The sequence below is a fragment of the Streptomyces sp. NPDC020379 genome, from assembly GCF_044387105.1.
Lineage (GTDB): Bacteria > Actinomycetota > Actinomycetes > Streptomycetales > Streptomycetaceae > Streptomyces.
Window position 1 is genome coordinate 238,735 of the sequence record NZ_JBIRVR010000008.1, and the last position, 17,415, is coordinate 256,149.

At 69.6% G+C, this 17,415-nt stretch carries 17 protein-coding genes and 2 pseudogenes; 9 read left to right on the plus strand and 10 right to left on the minus strand.

Features of this window, described 5'->3' with window-relative positions; genetic code table 11:
• Window positions 1–249: 249 nt before the first annotated feature.
• The 5 genes from ACH427_RS13860 to dnaA form a co-directional block, all read right to left on the minus strand.
• Window positions 250–789 (minus strand): DUF721 domain-containing protein, encoded by a 540-nt coding sequence (locus ACH427_RS13860; RefSeq protein WP_398869668.1) that lies wholly within the window; start codon window positions 787–789, stop codon window positions 250–252.
• Window positions 786–1,910 carry a DNA replication/repair protein RecF gene (recF, locus tag ACH427_RS13865; protein WP_398869669.1) on the minus strand — a complete coding sequence of 375 codons (1,125 nt, stop codon included), beginning with the start codon at window positions 1,908–1,910 and terminating at the stop codon, window positions 786–788. Before recF ends, ACH427_RS13860 begins: the two co-directional genes overlap by 4 nt.
• Before the next feature lie 41 nt (window positions 1,911–1,951).
• Window positions 1,952–2,827, minus strand: a complete 876-nt coding sequence (gene gnd / locus ACH427_RS13870; RefSeq protein WP_398869670.1) for a phosphogluconate dehydrogenase (NAD(+)-dependent, decarboxylating) — start codon at window positions 2,825–2,827, stop codon at window positions 1,952–1,954.
• Window positions 2,828–3,065: 238 nt separating this feature from the next.
• A complete protein-coding gene (gene dnaN, locus ACH427_RS13875) occupies window positions 3,066–4,196 on the minus strand; it encodes a DNA polymerase III subunit beta (RefSeq protein ID WP_116212842.1) in 1,131 nt (376 codons plus the stop codon).
• A 938-nt stretch (window positions 4,197–5,134) separates the two neighbouring features.
• Entirely contained in the window at window positions 5,135–7,012 is a 1,878-nt protein-coding gene (gene dnaA / locus ACH427_RS13880) for a chromosomal replication initiator protein DnaA (protein ID WP_398869671.1), read from the minus strand.
• Window positions 7,013–7,437: 425 nt separating this feature from the next.
• Here dnaA and rpmH point away from each other — a divergent pair, with 425 nt between their 5' ends.
• The 9 genes and pseudogenes from rpmH (at window position 7,438) to ACH427_RS13925 (ending at window position 14,182) form a co-directional block, all read left to right on the plus strand.
• Window positions 7,438–7,575: a 50S ribosomal protein L34 gene (gene rpmH / locus ACH427_RS13885; protein WP_003949374.1), complete on the plus strand. Its 138-nt coding sequence runs from the start codon at window positions 7,438–7,440 to the stop codon at window positions 7,573–7,575.
• Between the two features lie 25 nt (window positions 7,576–7,600).
• Window positions 7,601–7,969 (plus strand): annotated as a pseudogene (rnpA, locus tag ACH427_RS13890) (ribonuclease P protein component); the annotation flags it as partial.
• 62 nt (window positions 7,970–8,031) lie between these two features.
• Complete coding sequence (yidD, locus tag ACH427_RS13895) at window positions 8,032–8,349, plus strand: membrane protein insertion efficiency factor YidD (RefSeq protein WP_398869672.1); 318 nt, start codon at window positions 8,032–8,034, stop codon at window positions 8,347–8,349.
• Window positions 8,350–8,352: 3 nt separating this feature from the next.
• Complete coding sequence (gene yidC, locus ACH427_RS13900) at window positions 8,353–9,456, plus strand: membrane protein insertase YidC (protein ID WP_398869673.1); 1,104 nt, start codon at window positions 8,353–8,355, stop codon at window positions 9,454–9,456.
• Between the two features lie 14 nt (window positions 9,457–9,470).
• Window positions 9,471–9,992, plus strand: coding sequence for a protein jag (locus tag ACH427_RS13905; RefSeq protein ID WP_398869674.1), 522 nt, complete (start codon window positions 9,471–9,473; stop codon window positions 9,990–9,992).
• A gap of 127 nt (window positions 9,993–10,119) precedes the next feature.
• Window positions 10,120–10,839, plus strand: coding sequence for a 16S rRNA (guanine(527)-N(7))-methyltransferase RsmG (gene rsmG / locus ACH427_RS13910; protein WP_361524960.1), 720 nt, complete (start codon window positions 10,120–10,122; stop codon window positions 10,837–10,839).
• A gap of 267 nt (window positions 10,840–11,106) precedes the next feature.
• Window positions 11,107–12,159 carry a ParA family protein gene (locus ACH427_RS13915; RefSeq protein WP_398869675.1) on the plus strand — a complete coding sequence of 351 codons (1,053 nt, stop codon included), beginning with the start codon at window positions 11,107–11,109 and terminating at the stop codon, window positions 12,157–12,159.
• Entirely contained in the window at window positions 12,156–13,265 is a 1,110-nt protein-coding gene (locus tag ACH427_RS13920) for a ParB/RepB/Spo0J family partition protein (protein ID WP_398869676.1), read from the plus strand. The genes ACH427_RS13915 and ACH427_RS13920 overlap by 4 nt, the downstream gene beginning before the upstream one ends.
• Before the next feature lie 299 nt (window positions 13,266–13,564).
• Window positions 13,565–14,182 (plus strand): GNAT family N-acetyltransferase, encoded by a 618-nt coding sequence (locus ACH427_RS13925; protein WP_398869677.1) that lies wholly within the window; start codon window positions 13,565–13,567, stop codon window positions 14,180–14,182.
• A gap of 94 nt (window positions 14,183–14,276) precedes the next feature.
• On the opposite strand, the gene trxA is transcribed toward ACH427_RS13925, so the two are convergent.
• From trxA to sigM, 5 genes and pseudogenes are all read right to left on the minus strand, one after another.
• On the minus strand, window positions 14,277–14,603 hold the full coding sequence (gene trxA, locus ACH427_RS13930; RefSeq protein WP_398869678.1) for a thioredoxin: 327 nt from the start codon (window positions 14,601–14,603) through the stop codon (window positions 14,277–14,279).
• Window positions 14,604–14,641: 38 nt separating this feature from the next.
• Window positions 14,642–15,610, minus strand: a complete 969-nt coding sequence (trxB, locus tag ACH427_RS13935) for a thioredoxin-disulfide reductase (protein ID WP_398869679.1) — start codon at window positions 15,608–15,610, stop codon at window positions 14,642–14,644.
• Window positions 15,611–15,725: 115 nt separating this feature from the next.
• Window positions 15,726–16,160, minus strand: a complete 435-nt coding sequence (locus tag ACH427_RS13940; RefSeq protein ID WP_398869736.1) for a hypothetical protein — start codon at window positions 16,158–16,160, stop codon at window positions 15,726–15,728.
• A 435-nt stretch (window positions 16,161–16,595) separates the two neighbouring features.
• Window positions 16,596–16,709, minus strand: a pseudogene (locus tag ACH427_RS13945) (hypothetical protein); the annotation flags it as partial.
• A complete protein-coding gene (gene sigM / locus ACH427_RS13950) occupies window positions 16,706–17,395 on the minus strand; it encodes an RNA polymerase sigma factor SigM (protein ID WP_398869680.1) in 690 nt (229 codons plus the stop codon). The pseudogene ACH427_RS13945 and the gene sigM, both read right to left, overlap by 4 nt.
• Between the last annotated feature and the right edge of the window lie 20 nt (window positions 17,396–17,415).

Sequence of the window (17,415 nt, forward strand, 5' to 3'; positions counted from 1 at the left end):
GTAGCACTGACATGAATGGGGGTTTGGCGGTGCCTGAGTCCTCACGTGCCGCCCTGAACCGGCATCAGCCGACTCCCTATATGTGGGACCGGCCCCGAGGAGGCTCACAGCGGCACTCAGCGCTTCGGGCTGTCAACCGCCCGCTACCGTGAGCGGAGTCCCGGCCCGCGGTCGGCGCGCGACGCCCGCGCGCCGGGCGCACGCGGGGTGCCGCCGGGGGTCCGCCGGACGTCAGCGGGACACACCGGATCACCCGTGGGTGTCGCCCGGCCCGGTGCTCCCCGGGGCCCGCAGCGGCCCGTACCTGCGGCTGGGGCCGCCCGGCCCCAGCACCTTGATCGTCTTCACCGTGCCCTGCCCGAGATCGGCGTTCAGGCGGGCCACCAGCTGCGGCGCCAGCAGCCGCAGCTGCGTCGCCCACGCCGTCGAGTCGCACTGCACGGTCAGCACCCGGGCGTCCTCGTCGTACTTCTGCGGCTCGCAGTGCAGCGCGACGTCCGGCCCCACCATCTGCGGCCAGCGGCCCATCACCCCGCCCACCGCGGCGGGCGCCTCCCAGCCGCGCTCGGTGATCAGGCGGTTGATCGCGGCGCCCAGCGGCAGCGGGTCCCGGCCGTCCGCCCGCGCGCCCGAGCGCAGACCACCGCGGCGCGCCTGCTTCTTCTGCTGCACGGCGTTGCCCCGCGCCCGCGCCTGCTCCTTCGCGGCCCGCAGCGCCACCCGCGCGAGATCCACGCCGGACGGCTCGGCCGCCTTGGGCCGCTCGGGGTTCTCCGGGCCGGGGGTCATACGCGCTCGACCGTGCCTTCCGTGACCGCGTACCGCGCGCCCACCAGCACGCCCGGCACGTCGTCGTCCACCGCGGCCGTCACCAGCACCTGCTCACCCGGAGCCACCAGCTCCGCCAGCCGCTCGCGGCGGCGGGCGTCCAGCTCGGCGAAGACGTCGTCGAGCACGAGCACCGGTTCGTTGCCCTCGGAACGCAGCAGGTCGTACGAGGCCAGGCGCAGCGCCAGCGCGTACGACCAGGACTCGCCGTGGCTGGCGTACCCCTTGGCGGGCAGCCGGCCGAGGTTGAGGAGGAGTTCGTCGCGGTGCGGGCCGACCAGGGTCACGCCGCGCTCGATCTCCTGCTTGCGGACCTCCGCGAGCGCGGTGATCAGCGCCTCGTACAGCTCGTCGCGGGTGTGGGCGCCCTCGATGGCGGCGGGGCCGCGGTACTCGAAACCGACCGGGCCGCCGCCGGGCGCCAGTTGTTCGTACGCCTTGTCCGCCAGCGGCCGGAGCGTGGCGATCAGGTCGAGGCGTCGGTCCAGCAGCTCGGCACCGGCGCGGGCCAGGTGCTGGTCCCAGATGTCGAGGGTGGAGAGGTCCAGGCCGCGGCCGCCGTGGCGGCGGGCCAAGGCCGCGCTCTTCAGCAGGGTGTTGCGCTGCTTGAGGACCCGGTCGTAGTCGGAGCGCACCCCGGCCATCCGCGGGGAGCGCGCGGTGATCAGCTCGTCCAGGAAACGGCGGCGCTCGCCCGGGTCGCCCTTGACCAGGGCCAGGTCCTCGGGGGCGAACAGCACCGTACGGACTATGCCGAGCACGTCGCGCGGGCGGACCTGCGAGGAGCGGTTGACGCGGGCCCGGTTCGCCCGGCCGGGGTTGAGCTCCAGCTCGATCAGCTGCTGGCGCTCGCCCTGCACGACGGCGGCCCGGATGATCGCGCGCTCCGCGCCCATCCGCACCAGGGGCGCGTCGGAGGAGACCCGGTGGCTGCCCAGCGTCGCCAGATAGCCGACCGCCTCGACGAGGTTGGTCTTGCCCTGCCCGTTGGGCCCCACGAAGGCCGTGACGCCCGGGTCGAGCGGGACCTCGACCTGGGCGTACGAGCGGAAGTCGGCCAGCGACAGATGCGATACGTGCATGGGGTGGCGCCGACCTCTCCCGGCTGCTGCTTCGCTGCTTCTTACTTGCTCTCGACCGCGTGGCCGCCGAACTGGTTGCGCAGCGCGGCGATCATCTTCATCTGCGGGGAGTCGTCCTGGCGGGACGCGAAGCGGGCGAACAGCGACGCGGTGATCGCGGGCAGCGGCACGGCGTTGTCGATCGCCGCCTCGACCGTCCAGCGGCCCTCGCCGGAGTCCGCGGCGTAGCCCCGCAGCTTGTCCAGGTGCTCGTCTTCGTCCAGGGCGTTGACGGCGAGGTCGAGCAGCCAGGAGCGGATGACCGTGCCCTCCTGCCAGCTGCGGAAGACCTCGCGCACGTCGGTGACGGAGTCGACCTTCTCCAGCAGCTCCCAGCCCTCGGCGTACGCCTGCATCATGGCGTACTCGATGCCGTTGTGGACCATCTTCGCGAAGTGGCCCGCGCCGACCTTGCCCGCGTGGACAGAGCCGAAGTCGCCCTCGGGCTTGAGCGCGTCGAAGACCGGCTGGACCCGCGCGACGTTGGCGGCGTCGCCGCCGTACATCAGGGCGTAGCCGTTCTCCAGGCCCCAGACACCGCCGGAGACACCGCAGTCCACGAAGCCGATGCCCTTGGCCGCGAGCTCCTCGGCGTGCTTCTCGTCGTCCGTCCAGCGGCTGTTGCCGCCGTCGACGACGACGTCGCCGGGGGAGAGCAGCTCGCCCAGCTCGTCGATGGTGGACTGGGTCGCGGCGCCGGCCGGGACCATGACCCAGACGACGCGCGGACCCTGAAGGGAATCCACAAGCTCCTTGAGGCTGTGGACATCCCCAAGGTCCGGATTGCGGTCGTACCCGATGACGGTGTGGCCCGCGCGGCGGATGCGCTCGCGCATGTTGCCGCCCATCTTGCCGAGACCGATGAGACCGAGCTCCATGGGTGATCCTCTATGCCTTGATTTCCGTGACGTCCGGGTCCGAGCCTACGCCCGCCGGCCCGCGCACACCTGTGGGCTCGCGCGCTCAACAGTCGAGTGGGCCGACTGCGGCCGGCCGACCCACTTCTACCGCGAGTTTCCGCAGGTCAGCGCGATAGGCGCACCGGCAGACGGCGGCCTTGCGAGGGACGGCTCTCGCGCTCCCGGCCGCGGGTGGCGGACGGGAGCGCCGAAGGGGTCAGCCGGACAGGCGCACCGGCATGATCAGGTACTTGTACGCGTCGTCCGCCTCGGCGTCCACCGCGGGCTTGCCGCTGAGCAGCGCCGGCTTCGTGGAGGTCGTGAAGGACAGCTGGGCGACGGGGGAGTCGATCGCGGAGAGGCCCTCCAGCAGGAAGCCGGGGTTGAACGCGATCGAGATGTCGTCACCGTCGAGCTGGGCGTCCACCCGCTCCACAGCCTGTGCGTCGTCGCTGGAACCGGCCTCCAGGATCAGCACGCCCTGCTCGAAGCTCAGCCGCACCGGGGTGTTCCGCTCGGCGACGAGCGCCACGCGCTTGACGGCCTCCACGAAGGGGGCGGTCTCGATCACGGCGACGGAGTTGAACTCCGTCGGGAACAGCGTGCGGTACTTCGGGAGGTCGCCCTCCAGCAGCCGCGTGGTCGTGCGGCGGCCGGCGCCCTCGAAGCCGATGAGGCCCTCGCCCGCGCCGGAACCGGCCAGGGCGATGGAGACCGTGTCGCCGCCGCTGAGCGACTTGGCGGTGTCCAGCAGGGTCTTGGCGGGCACCAGGGCGACGGCGGAGATGTCCGGGGTCTCGGGCTTCCACATGAACTCGCGGACCGCGAAGCGGTAGCGGTCGGTGGAGGCCAGGGTGACGGTGTCGCCCTCGATCTCGATCCGGACACCGGTGAGCACCGGCAGCGTGTCGTCACGGCCGGCGGCGATGGCGACCTGGGCGGCGGCCGCGGCGAAGACCTCACCGGGGACGGTGCCCGTGGCGGTCGGCATCTGCGGCAGTGCCGGGTACTCCTCCACAGGAAGGGTGTGGAGTGTGAATCGCGAGGAGCCGCAGACGACCGTGACGCGCACACCGTCGGTGGAGATCTCCACCGGCCTGTTGGGAAGCGCGCGGCAGATGTCGGCGAGCAGCCTGCCGGAGACGAGGACGGTGCCGTCCTCCTCCACATCCGCGTCGACCGAGACGCGGGCCGAGACCTCGTAGTCGAAGCCGGAGAGGCTCAGGGAGCCTTCCTCCGCCTTCAGCAGCAGGCCCGCGAGGACGGGCACCGGCGGACGGGCCGGGAGGCTGCGGGCCGCCCAGGCCACTGCCTCCGCGAGTACATCGCGCTCCACCCGGATCTTCACCGGAACCGCCTCCTGCTTGTTGCTGGCTCGCCCTGCTGGCTACGTCGTCGGCCGATTTGCCGGAGACCAGTCTGACGCACGTCGCTGACAGTCGGTGCGCCTCGGGGTCAAGTCAGGTCGGAGGGCGTGGCGCGGCCCGCGGCCGAGTTGTGCACAGGCCCCACTTCGAAACGAGTTCCCCGCTAGATCTCTGTGGTCGTAGTAGTAGGGCCTGTGGAAACGGTGGAAAACCGTCTTTGCCCAGGTCAGCGCGGATTTTTTGTCCACCGGCCCTGTGGGCGGCGGCGGTGGAAAAGCGGGGTGGTCTGTGGACCGCGGAAAGTTCTGCACACCCCGTGCACAGGCGGGGGGTACTTCTCCCCAGCGCCGTCCCCAGTTTTACCCACGTTCCCCACAGCCCAACCCGGCAACTTCGTGTGACGCCTTTCACTCGGTGCGGTGAGCGGGGGTGTTTTGTTCCCGAACAGTGGACAGGGGTGTGGAAAGACTGTGTACAACATCCACTTCCCTGTGGGCGGCCGGTGGACAACCGCGAGGGGGCCTTGTGGGTGAATTTCTTGTCCACAGGGTGTGGAACGTCGTCGACCACAAATCCACACCCCGCTGACCTCCCCTGATGGCCTATCAACAGGCTCCTCTGTGGACAGCGTCTGGACAACTTCGCGATCCCCAGGGTGTGGACAGCCGGTCGGCCGGAAATCTGTGGAGAACCGGCATCCGAGACTCCGTATTCGAACAGCGATGGGGCCGCGCGACCGCGCCGGAGCTCTTCCAGGACCGCTCCCGGGCCCTTCCGGAACGCTCCACTGGGGTCTTCGGGACGGTTCCCGCGTCGCTCGCGCGGCGCTGAGGATCGCTCTCAGGGAACGGCTGAGGGCGCCCCGGGAAGCTCCCGGGGCGCCCTCAGTGGTGCGTGAGCGGCCCGCAGCGGCCGTCCGTCAGCCGTTCTTGATGCGGTTCGTCAGCTCGGTCACCTGGTTGTAGATCGACCGCCGCTCGGCCATCAGCGCGCGGATCTTGCGGTCCGCGTGCATGACCGTCGTGTGGTCACGGCCGCCGAACTGCGCGCCGATCTTCGGCAGCGACAGGTCCGTGAGCTCCCGGCAGAGGTACATCGCGATCTGCCGGGCCGTCACCAGCACCCGGCTGCGCGAGGCTCCGCACAGGTCCTCCACCGTGTGCCCGAAGTAGTCGGCGGTCGCCGCCATGATGGCGGGCGCGGTGATCTCCGGCGAGGCGTCCTCGCCGCCCGGGATCAGGTCCTTGAGGACGATCTCGGTGAGCCCGAGGTCGACCGGCTGCCGGTTCAGGCTCGCGAAGGCGGTGACCCGGATGAGCGCGCCTTCCAGCTCGCGGATGTTGCGCGAGATACGGGAGGCGATGAACTCCAGGACCTCCGGCGGGGCGTTGAGCTGTTCCTGGACAGCCTTCTTGCGGAGGATCGCGATACGCGTCTCCAGCTCGGGCGGCTGCACGTCCGTGATCAGACCCCACTCGAAGCGGTTCCGCAGCCGGTCCTCCAGGGTCACCAACTGCTTGGGCGGCCGGTCCGAGGACAGCACGATCTGCTTGTTCGCGTTGTGGAGCGTGTTGAACGTGTGGAAGAACTCCTCCTGCGTCGACTCCTTGCTCGCGAGGAACTGGATGTCGTCGACCAGCAGGATGTCCATGTCGCGGTAGCGCTTGCGGAACGCGTCCGCCTTGCCGTCGCGGATGGAGTTGATGAACTCGTTGGTGAACTCCTCGGAGCTCACATAGCGCACGCGCGTGCCCGGGTAGAGGCTCCGCGCGTAGTGCCCGATGGCGTGCAGCAGGTGGGTCTTGCCCAGCCCCGACTCGCCGTAGATGAAGAGGGGGTTGTACGCCTTGGCCGGCGCCTCGGCGACCGCCACCGCGGCCGCGTGCGCGAAGCGGTTGGACGCGCCGATGACGAAGGTGTCGAAGAGGTACTTCGGGTTCAGCCGGGCGGTCGGCTCGGCCGAGCCCGCGGAGGACGCCGGCTTCGACACGAGCGGACCGGACGTGCCACCGGACGCGGGCGGACCGCCCTGGCCGCCCCGGCCGTGGGTCTCGGGCAGCTCACGCCGCTGCGGCGGCTCGTACGGAAGGCGCTCGGGCTGCTGGGGGCGGTAGTCCTGCTGCTGTTCGTACGGAGCGTGCTGCTGGCCGTTGTGCGAGGCGTACGGATCGCGCTCGGCCTCCTGGAAGCCGCCGAGACGGGGCTGCTGCCAGCCGTAGTCGCCGCGGTCCCCGCGGTCCGGCGCGGACGGCCCCTGATGGCGCGGCCAGGCGCCCGGCTCGGCGCGGGGCTGCTGGTAGTCGGGGTACGCGGGGCGGACGGACGGCAGCTCGTCGGCGGGCGACTGGCGGCCGTAGCTCTCCCGGCCGTCGTAGCCGCCGTGGCTGTCGTAGTTCTCGTAGGTGTCGCGTGCGTCACGGCTCTCGTACGCCTCGCGGCCCTGGCCGCCGGAGTGCGGGCCCGTGGGCTCCTCGTAGCGCGACTGCTGGGGGGCCTGCTGCCGCTCGGGGGGAGGCTCGCCGGCGGAGTCGTCGACGGTGATCGCGATCCGGATGGGGCGGCCGCACTCACGGCTCAGGGTCTCGCTGACGATCGGCGCGAGCCGGCCTTCGAGTACGCCCTTGGCGAATTCGTTGGGCACGGCCAGCAGCGCGGTGTCGGCGACCAGCGCGAGCGGCTGGCACCGCTTGATCCAGTGCTCGTCCTTGCCCTCGACGCCCTGGCCCCGGCCCTCGCCCAGGAGCTGTTCGAGCACGCGCGGCCACACTGCGGCAAGATCGGCAGGCAGGTCAGCCACAGGGCACGCTCTCTCAGTCAGCGGGGGGCGCCCCCCAGTCCCACGAAGGTGTGGTTCTCGGGACGGGCGGGAAGGATTCAGAGTTCAGCCACGGTAGTCAGGCCGAGGTGTGCGGTTCAAGTCGTTGTCCACAGGGTGTGTACAAATGTGCCATGGCGTGAGGCGTGGCACCTCCCCGGCCTGTGGGAGGCTACGGTGTATCCCTGGTGCACTGCCGGTTTGACCGAATGGCGTAGCCGCGCGTACCGTGACCAGGTCGAGTTGTCGATGGCTGCTGCCGCCTGCCTCCGATGGGCAACGGCTACGTTCCACCAGGATCGTGGTCATGAAGCGGTGCACTCGGGCGTATTGCGAGCTTCTCGTGGGCGCACGGTGACAGCCAGGCGATGTCCCGCCATCACACGATTCATTTCTGGAGCCCCCGAGTGAGCAAGCGCACCTTCCAGCCGAACAACCGCCGTCGCGCGAAGACCCACGGCTTCCGCCTGCGCATGCGCACCCGTGCCGGCCGCGCGATTCTCGCGTCCCGCCGTGGCAAGGGTCGCGCCCGCCTGTCGGCCTGACCAGCCCGACGTCAAGGTCCATGACGTGCTGCCTTCCGAGTCTCGGCTGAGGCGGCGCGAGGACTTTGCGACCGCGGTTCGCCGAGGGCGCCGGGCCGGCCGCCCGCTCCTCGTCGTCCACCTACGTACCGGTACCACGGACCCGCACACGCCTGGGGAGACTGCTCCCCCGGCGCGTGCGGGTTTCGTCGTGAGCAAGGCCGTCGGTGTAGCCGTCGTACGCAATCTGGTGAAGCGAAGGCTGCGCCACCTCATGCGTGAACGGCTGGATCTGCTGCCCGCCGGTAGCCTGGTGGTGGTACGGGCCCTGCCCGGAGCGGGTGAGGCGGACCACGATCAGCTGGCCCGCGACCTCGACACCGCACTGCAGCGGCTGCTGGGAGGGGCGCCGCGCTGTTCCGGTCCCCCGGGGGAGACTCCCCGGAACCCCGGCCGAGGCCCGGGAGGGAGCGCACAGTGAAGTATCCGCTGCTGTGGTTGATCAAGATCTACCAATGGACCATCAGCCCGCTCCTGGGCCCGGTCTGCAAGTACTACCCGTCGTGCTCGCATTATGGCTACACAGCCATTGACCGGCACGGCGCGGTCAAAGGAACGGCGCTGACGGCCTGGCGCATCCTGCGCTGCAACCCGTGGTCGCTCGGTGGCGTCGACCACGTTCCTCCCCGGAAGCGTCCGGTCTGGCACCAGCGGCTGAGGAGCCGACTGGGTGGGCATCCCGCCGTGGGTCCCGCCGCACAGCCCGAGACTCAGCCCAACGCCCAAGGAGCCTGATTCGTGGACACGATCCTCGGTCCTCTCTATACCGCTGTTTCCTGGATCATCGTCCAGTTCCACTCGTTCTACAGTCTGATCTTCGACAAGGACAGTGGCGCGGCGTGGGGTCTGTCCATCGTCTCGCTGGTGGTACTGATCCGTATCTGCCTGATCCCGCTCTTCGTGAAGCAGATCAAGGCGACGCGGAACATGCAGGCGCTCCAGCCGAAGATGAAGGCGATCCAGGAGCGCTACAAGAGCGACAAGCAGCGCCAGTCCGAAGAGATGATGAAGCTCTACAAGGAGACGGGCACCAACCCGCTCTCGAGCTGTCTCCCGATCCTGGCCCAGTCGCCCTTCTTCATCTCGCTGTACCAGGTCCTGAACCACATCGCTCAGGGCAAGGTCGTCGGTGTCATCAACACGGACCTGCTGAACAGCGCGCGTAAGGCGCACATCTTCGGTGCCCCGCTGTCCGTGAAGTTCATGGACTCCGCGTCCAAGGTCGAGGCGCTGGGCGCCACGCTGACCGACGTCCGGGTCGTCACGATCATCATGATCGTCCTGATGTCGCTGTCGCAGTTCTACACCCAGCGCCAGCTGATGACGAAAAACGTCGACCTCTCGGTGAAGACGCCGTTCATGCAGCAGCAGAAGATGCTGATGTACGTCTTCCCGATCATGTTCGCCGTCTTCGGCATCAACTTCCCGGTCGGTGTCCTCGTCTACTGGCTGACCACCAACGTGTGGACCCTGGGCCAGCAGATGTTCGTCATTCGCCGCAACCCGACCCCGGGCAGCATCGCCTTCAAGCAGCGCCAGGAGCGGCTGCGGGCCAAGGGCAAGCTCAAGGAGGACCCGGCGGAGGTCGAGGCGAAGAAGGCCGCCGAGGTCGCCCGCGCCAACCGGCAGCAGCCCAAGCGGCAGCCGAAGGCGAAGCGCCAGCTCGCGAGCACGCCGCAGGCCGAGCAGCAGTCCGGTGCCGAGGAGCAGAAGTCCTCGCCCTCGCTGGAGAAGCAGCAGCCCGGTGATGCCAAGCCCAAGCAGGGCGGCGGCTCCTCCCGCACCGCCAAGTCCGGGCAGCGCAAGGGCCCGCAGCGACCCAAGCACCCGTCCAAGAAGTAATGAAGGAGTCCACCGTGACGGACACGCAGCGTCAGACCAGTGAGGTCGCCGCCGAGGGCACCGACACCCTGTCCCGCCTGGAGCAGGAGGGCGAGATCGCGGCCGACTACCTCGAGGGTCTGCTGGACATCGCCGACCTCGACGGCGACATCGACATGGATGTCGAGGCCGACCGCGCTGCCGTGTCGATCATCAGCGACTCGAGCAGCCGCGACCTCCAGAAGCTGGTCGGCCGCGACGGCGAGGTGCTGGAGGCGCTCCAGGAGCTCACCCGGCTGGCGGTGAACCGGGAGACCGGTGACCGCAGCCGCCTCATGCTCGACATCGCCGGCTTCCGGGCGCGCAAGCGCGAGGAGCTGGCGCAGGTGGGTGCCAAGGCCGCGGAAGAGGCCAAGAGCACCGGCGAGGCCGTCAAGCTCGACCCGATGACGCCCTTCGAGCGCAAGGTCGTCCACGACGCGGTGGCCGCCGCGGGGCTGCGCAGCGAGTCCGAGGGCGAGGAGCCGCAGCGCCGCGTGGTCGTCCTCCCGGCCTGATCTTTACCCTTCTTCATCCCACTTCCAGGTGGGTACGGCCCCGTCTGCTCGCAGGCGGGGCCGATCCTTGTCAGCCTGATATTCAGACTCTGACTCTCAGAGACGTCGTACGGAAGGACGGTTCCCCGTGGAAGAGGCAGCGGAGCTCCCCCCGGCGCCCCCGGAGGCGCAGGCGGTTTTCGGCGACCGCCTGCCAGAGGCCGTCCGGTACGCGGAACTGCTCGCGGACGCGGGCGTGCGGCGCGGACTGATCGGCCCCCGTGAGGTGCCGAGGCTCTGGGAGCGGCACCTGCTGAACTGCGCGGTGCTCTCCGAGGCCGTGCCCGACGGCGTCTCGGTGTGCGACGTGGGCTCCGGTGCCGGACTCCCCGGCATCCCGCTGGCCCTGGTGCGCCCGGACCTCCAGATCACCCTGTTGGAGCCGCTGCTGCGACGCACGACGTTCCTCCAGGAGGTCGTCGAGCTGCTGGGTCTCGACCATGTGACGGTCGTCCGCGGCCGTGCCGAGGAGATGCTCGGCAAGGTGCAGCCCGTCCATGTGGTGACGGCTCGCGCGGTGGCCCCGCTGGACCGCCTCGCCGGCTGGGGCGTGCCGCTCCTGCGTCCGTACGGCGAGATGCTGGCCCTCAAGGGCGACACGGCCGAGGAGGAGCTCAAGGGCGCCCGCGCCGCACTGAGCAAGCTCGGCGTCGTGCGCACTTCGGTGCTCCAGGTCGGCGAGGGCGTGGTGGACCCGATGTCCACCGTCGTCCGGGTCGAGGTCGGGGAGAGCCCCGGCGGTGTGCGCTTCGCGGCGAAGCGGGCCAAGGCGGCCCGGGTCGGCCGGACCACGCGTCGGCGGCGCTGACCCGCAGGCCCGCCGTCCGGCAACCTGACCGTGCTCCATACAAGCTGCCAAAACTACCCATTACGGAGTGTCGTGACGCCGTAGCGGGGCGTCCGGTGCATCGTGTTTCACGTGAAACGTCGCTCCTTGCTGCTGGGAATCATCGGTCGTGGTCGCATGGAGGAGACTCCGCGCGACCATCCGGCTTCCGGAAGCCCAGGTTCATCCACAGGCTCGGTGGATTCATCCACAGGAGAACGGGCCTCGCTGGTTCACGACCCCGAAAGCATGGCAGGCTCTGTCTACTGCGAGCCTGATGTCGAGGAGAGTGAATCCTTGCGGTCCGACGCCAATATCGCGGGGCCGATGGCCGACCCGGTCCCCGGTCCCCGTCCTGCCGACACCGAGCCAGGGATCGACCCCGGTCCCCTGGCCACCGGTGAGGTCGTTTCACGTGAAACGCCACCGCCCCCGATGCCCCGGCCGGACCAGACCCGGGTGATGGTGGTCGCCAACCAGAAGGGCGGGGTGGGGAAGACCACCACGACCGTGAACCTGGCGGCATCGCTGGCGCTGCACGGCAACCGCGTGCTGGTCATCGACCTGGACCCCCAGGGCAATGCTTCGACGGCACTGGGCATCGACCACCACGCCGATGTCCCGTCGATCTATGACGTCCTGATCGACAGCCGGAAGCTCTCCGATGTGGTGCAGCCGGTGCGTGATGTGGAAGGGCTCTTCTGCGCCCCGGCCACCATCGATCTCGCGGGTGCCGAGATCGAGCTGGTCTCCCTGGTGGCCCGTGAGAGCCGCCTGGACCGGGCGATCCAGGCGTACGAGCAGCCACTGGACTACATCCTCATCGACTGCCCGCCCTCGCTCGGCCTGCTGACGGTCAACGCCCTCGTCGCCGGCGCGGAGGTGCTGATCCCGATCCAGTGCGAGTACTACGCGCTGGAGGGGCTGGGCCAGCTGCTGCGCAACGTCGAGCTGGTGAAGGGGCACCTCAACCCCAAGCTCCATGTGTCGACGATCCTGCTGACCATGTACGACGGCCGCACCCGGCTGGCTTCCCAGGTGGCCGACGAGGTCCGCACCCACTTCGGCCATGAGGTGCTGCGCACCAGCATCCCCCGGTCGGTGCGTATCTCCGAGGCGCCCAGCTACGGGCAGACCGTCCTCACCTATGACCCGGGTTCCAGTGGGGCGCTGTCCTATCTGGAGGCGGCCCGGGAGATCGCGCTGCGGGGGGTCGGCGTGCGCTACGACGGCAGCAAGGCCCACGTGGTGGGCCGTCAACCACAGCAAGACCAGCACAGCATGTCGGAGGGGCTTCAGTGAGCGAGCGACGTAGAGGACTGGGCCGGGGGCTCGGTGCGCTGATTCCGGCGGCGCCGAAGACCCCGGACAGCGCGGGGGCGACCGTGGGGCCCGGCGCGACGTCGCCGACCGCGGTGCCGGTGCTGACGGCAGAGCGCACCATGACGGCATCGAGGATGACGTCCCTGTCTGTGGAGGACGGCGCCGTTTCACGTGAAACGGAAGCGGCGCCGTCCAAGGCGGCCGCGTCGATGGAAGAGGGGACCGTGGCCGGTGCTCACTTCGCCGAGCTGCCGCTGGACTCCATCACGCCCAACCCCCGTCAGCCCCGCGAGGTGTTCGACGAGGACGCCTTGGACGAGCTGGTCACCTCCATCCGCGAGGTCGGACTGCTCCAGCCGGTGGTCGTCCGGCAGCTGGGCCCCGAGCGCTATGAGCTCATCATGGGTGAGCGTCGCTGGCGGGCGTGCCGTCAGGCCGGCCTGGAGAAGATCCCGGCCATCATCCGGGCGACCGACGACGAGAAGCTGCTGCTCGACGCGCTGCTGGAGAACCTGCACCGGGCCCAGCTGAACCCCCTTGAGGAAGCGGCCGCTTACGACCAGCTGCTCAAGGACTTCAACTGCACCCATGATCAGCTGGCGGACCGGATCGGGCGGTCGCGCCCGCAGGTCTCCAACACGCTGCGACTGCTGAAGCTGTCACCCGCGGTGCAGCGTCGGGTCGCGGCGGGCGTGCTGTCCGCCGGGCATGCCCGTGCCTTGCTGTCCGTCGACGACTCCGCGGTACAGGACGACATCGCCGCGCGTATCGTCGCCCAGGGGCTGTCGGTGCGTGCGGTCGAAGAGATCGTGACGCTGATGAGGTCGGAGGCCCGGAGCTCGGCGAAGCCCAAGGGGCCGCGTGCCGGCGCTCGGGTCTCCCCGGCGCTCAACAGCTTGGCCTCGCGGCTGTCGGACCGGTTCGAGACCCGGGTGAAGGTCGACCTCGGGCAGAAGAAGGGCAAGATCGTCGTCGAGTTCGCCTCGATGGAGGACCTTGAGCGGATCCTGGGCACGCTCGCCCCTGGCGAGGGCCGGGTGCTGGAGCAGAAGCTTGCCGCCCAGGACGAGGCTGATACGGCGTAGGCCGTCGGAGCGTGGTGACTTCGGGCGGGTTGTGTTTCACGTGGAACACAACCCGCCCTTTGCCTTCCTCCGCTTTTCGCCCAATCGCCGCCCGGATACGATGCGTTGGGTATGGCGCATCCACGTTGGACACAGTTCACGGAGGGCGGGTCCATGCGAACGGTGAGCCGGACCGGACTGGTGGCAACGGGCCTCGGCCTGGGGGCGATCGGCGGTTTCGTCGGCAGCCTCTTCAGGGAGCGCAGCGCGCTGAGCGCAGCCCGGGGTGTGGCACACGACGGAAGTGAGGATTTGGCTCCATGGGGCGTCGGCTCGTACCGCTCACGCTGGACAACCTCCCAGACCTCCCCACACGCTGTCGCTCCTGCGTCTTCTGGGAGCTGGATCCCGTCAGCGGCGAAGCCGCGCTGAAGGCCGGTCGCCCGGAGCTGGAGAAGGAAGCCTGGATCTCGGCCGTCCTGTTGGAGTGGGGGTCCTGCGGCAGGGTGGTCTATGTCGACGAGGTACCGGTGGGCTTTGTGCTCTACGCCCCGCCGGCTTACGTCCCCCGTTCGGCGGCGTTCTCCACCAGTCCCGTCGCCGCGGATGCCGTGCAGTTGATGACCGGCTGGCTGGCACCGGCCTATCAGGGCCAGGGGCTGGGACGGACCATGGTGCAGACGGTCGCCAAGGATGTGCTCCGGCGTGGTTTCAAGGCGATCGAAGCGTTCGGCGACGCCCATTGGAAGGAACCGGCGTGCGTGCTGCCGGCGGACCATCTGCTGGCGGTGGGCTTCAAGACGGTGCGGCCGCACCCTCGGTACCCGCGTTTGCGGCTGGAGCTCCGTACGGCCCTCTCCTGGAAGGAGGACGTCGAGCTGGCCCTGGACCGGCTGCTCGGCGCCGTGCAGAAGGAACCGGCGCTGCGACCGCTGTAGGCGGGAGCGGCTGAGCGGACTGTAAGAACATCAAGCGAACGGGCCCGCCCTCGGAAGAGGGCGGGCCCGTTTCACGTGAAACAGCGGGCCTCGATCAGGCGCCGATGAACGGGTCCAGGTCGCGCTCGAGGGCGGCCTTGGGCTTGGCGCCGACGATGGTCTTGACGACCTCGCCACCCTGGTAGACGTTCAGCGTCGGGATCGACATGACGCCGTACTTGGCGGCGGTCGCCGGGTTCTGGTCGATGTTCAGCTTGACGATCTCGATCTGGTCGCCGTGCTCGGCGGCGATGGCCTCCAGGGACGGGGCGATCTGGCGGCACGGGCCGCACCACTCGGCCCAGAAGTCCACCAGGACGGGCTTGTCGCTCTTGAGAACGTCCTCGTCGAAGGACGCGTCGGTTACGGCCTTGAGAGCCACGGAGGTCTCCTCATCTTCTGCGGGGTGTGGGGTGGGGGTCAGGCGGTCTTCTCGGGCTCCGCGACCTTCTCGCTGTCCGAGAGGGACGCGAGGTAACGCTCGGCGTCGAGAGCGGAGGAGCAGCCGGTACCGGCGGCGGTGATCGCCTGGCGGTAGGTGTGGTCCACGACGTCACCCGCGGCGAAGACGCCGGTCAGGTTGGTGCGCGTGGAGGGGGCGTCGACCTTGAGGTAGCCCTCGTCGTCCAGGTCGAGCTGGCCCTTGAACAGCTCGGTGCGCGGGTCGTGGCCGATCGCGATGAACAGACCGGTCACCGGCAGCTCGGAGGTCTCACCGGTCTTGAGGTTGCGCAGGGTCAGACCGGAGAGCTTGTTCTCGCCGTGGATCTCGGCGACCTCGCTGTCCCACACGAAGGAGATCTTCGGGTCCGCGAAGGCACGCTCCTGCATGGCCTTGCTGGCGCGGAGGGTGTCACGGCGGTGGACGACGGTGACGGACTTGGCGAAGCGCGAGAGGAAGGTGGCCTCTTCCATCGCGGTGTCGCCGCCGCCGATCACGGCGATGTCCTGGTCCTTGAAGAAGAACCCGTCGCAGGTGGCGCACCAGGAGACGCCACGGCCGGAGAGCTCGTCCTCACGCGGCAGGCCCAGCTTGCGGTGCTGGGAGCCGGTGGTGACGATGACGGCCTTGGCACGGTGGACGGTGCCGGCGGAGTCCGTGACGGTCTTGATCTCGTCGCTCAGGTCGACCGCGATGACGTCGTCCGGGATCAGCTCGGCGCCGAAGCGCTCGGCCTGGGCCCGCATGTTATCCATGAGGTCGGGGCCCATGATCCCCTCGCGGAAGCCGGGGAAGTTCTCCACGTCGGTGGTGTTCATCAGTGCACCGCCGGCGGTCACGGCGCCCTCGAAGACCAGCGGCTTCAGGGAGGCACGGGCGGTGTAGAGCGCGGCGGTGTAACCCGCGGGCCCGGAACCGATGATGATCACGTTGCGGACGTCGCTCACGGGAGTCTTCCTTGTCTGCCGACTGCTGTCTCGGGTCCTTGCGGGGTCTCACCCCACCCAACGGATCCTACGGGGCGAGCATTCCCGAGAGGTGCCGGCAGTGCTTGGGAGCGACTCAGTAGCGAGGCAGCGTCTGCTTCAGCAGGACCTTGCCCGGCGCCGTGGGAGTGGTGCCGACACAGGCCGAGGCCACGACATAGGCATCGACGAGCGATACGTCGGTGGGATGTGGCATGACCACCAGATAAGCGCTCTCGCCCTTATAGCTGTCCGGCTGTGCGGCGAGGGAGGGTTCCGAGCGGCCGATGCCCTGCTGGACGCAGGCGGGGGCGTCGGTGCCGTTGTCGCGCAACATCGTCTCGGGAGCGTTCTCCGAGCTCTTGCCCCGAGGCTCTGTGGCCTTGAAGGACACCTTCAGCAGATCGTGCACCCGGGTCTTGAGGTCACCCGAGGCGAGGGCGACCGGAGACGGGCTCTCCTGCTGTGCCTGGGGGCTGTGGTGGCCTTCGCCGCCTCCGGACGGGAGGAAGAGGCTGCCTACCCCGAGCACGGCGGCGGCACACGCGGTGCCGAGGAGAACCCTGGGCCACCGTCGGGAGCGACCCGGGCGGGGCCTGCCGGGTGACGGGGTCTGCCGGCCCGGCCCGGTCGCGGTCCGAGGGCGTCCGGCTGGGCGGCGGTCGCTGGTTTCACGTGAAACAGGCTCGGGAGCGGGCGCGGCGGTTTCACGTGAAACGTGCTGCGAGGTCCGTGCCGCCGTTTCACGTGAAACGGGCTCAGGGGTGCTTGTTCCACGTGAAACCAGAACGTCTTCGTCATCAATGACGGTCGCGGTGTGTGCGGTGGAGTCGAGGAGGGCCTCCGCGGCGAGGGCCGCGTCGATCCGTCCGGCGATGTCGTCAGGCATCCGAGGCGGACCGGGCAGGGTGCCCAGCAGCGTCCGGATCTCGTCCAGGGAGGTTCGGACGTCCTCACACAGAGGGCAGTCGGCCAAGTGCTCCCGTACGTCCGCCGATCGTGACGGCGACAGAGCGCCCTCGGCGAGCGCGGAGATCTCCGCGACCTCCGGGTGCTCATCCGTGCCGGTCGTCGAAGTCACGCTCGCCCACCTCCACCCTTCACTGGATCCGCGTCACTCTGTCCTGCCGGTGGTGGGACGGACGTCCCCTGCGACCGGTTCCTTCCCCCGTCGAGGGCCGGGCTACCCATGCCGTCGGCGCGCAGATGGGTGAGCATGGGCAGCAGTCTGGCCCGTCCTCGCGCGCATCTGCTCTTCACGGTGCCGACGGGGACGCCCAGCACCTCGGCCGCTTCGGCGACGGGATACCCCTGCATGTCGACCAGGACGAGGGCCGCGCGTTGGTCGGGTGGCAGCGTGGCCAGCGCCTGGAGCAGCTCGCGGTGCAGATCGCCGCGCTCCGCGGGCGCGGCCGCGGACTCATGGGGTTCGAGGAGCTGCTCGAGCCGCTCGGTCTCGGCGAGCGGCGAGGTGCGCCGGGAGGCGGCCTTGCGGGCCCGGTCCAGACAGGCGTTGACCGTGATGCGGTGCAGCCAGGTGGTGACGGCGGACTGGCCGCGGAAGGTGTGGGCGGCCCGGTAGGCGGAGACCAGCGCGTCCTGGACGGCGTCGGCGGCCTCTTCCCGGTCGCCGAGGGTACGGAGCGCCACGGCCCAGAGGCGGTCCCGGTGGCGCCGCACTATTTCCGAGAAGGCATCAGGATCGCCACCCACGTGGAGGGCGAGGAGTTCGGCGTCGCTCGTGCCGTCGCGCGTGACGTCGTCCAACGTCGAGACCCTCCCCCTGG

What these genes read in the sequence shown, in the direction of transcription:
- gnd (WP_398869670.1), bottom strand. Translation starts at nt 2,827, where the DNA reads ATGGAGCTCGGTCTCATCGGTCTCGGCAAGATGGGCGGCAACATGCGC.
- ACH427_RS13860 (WP_398869668.1), bottom strand. Translation starts at nt 789, where the DNA reads ATGACCCCCGGCCCGGAGAACCCCGAGCGGCCCAAGGCGGCCGAGCCG.
- recF (WP_398869669.1), bottom strand. Translation starts at nt 1,910, where the DNA reads ATGCACGTATCGCATCTGTCGCTGGCCGACTTCCGCTCGTACGCCCAG.
- ACH427_RS13925 (WP_398869677.1), top strand. Translation starts at nt 13,565, where the DNA reads ATGGGGCGTCGGCTCGTACCGCTCACGCTGGACAACCTCCCAGACCTC.
- ACH427_RS13915 (WP_398869675.1), top strand. Translation starts at nt 11,107, where the DNA reads ATGGCAGGCTCTGTCTACTGCGAGCCTGATGTCGAGGAGAGTGAATCC.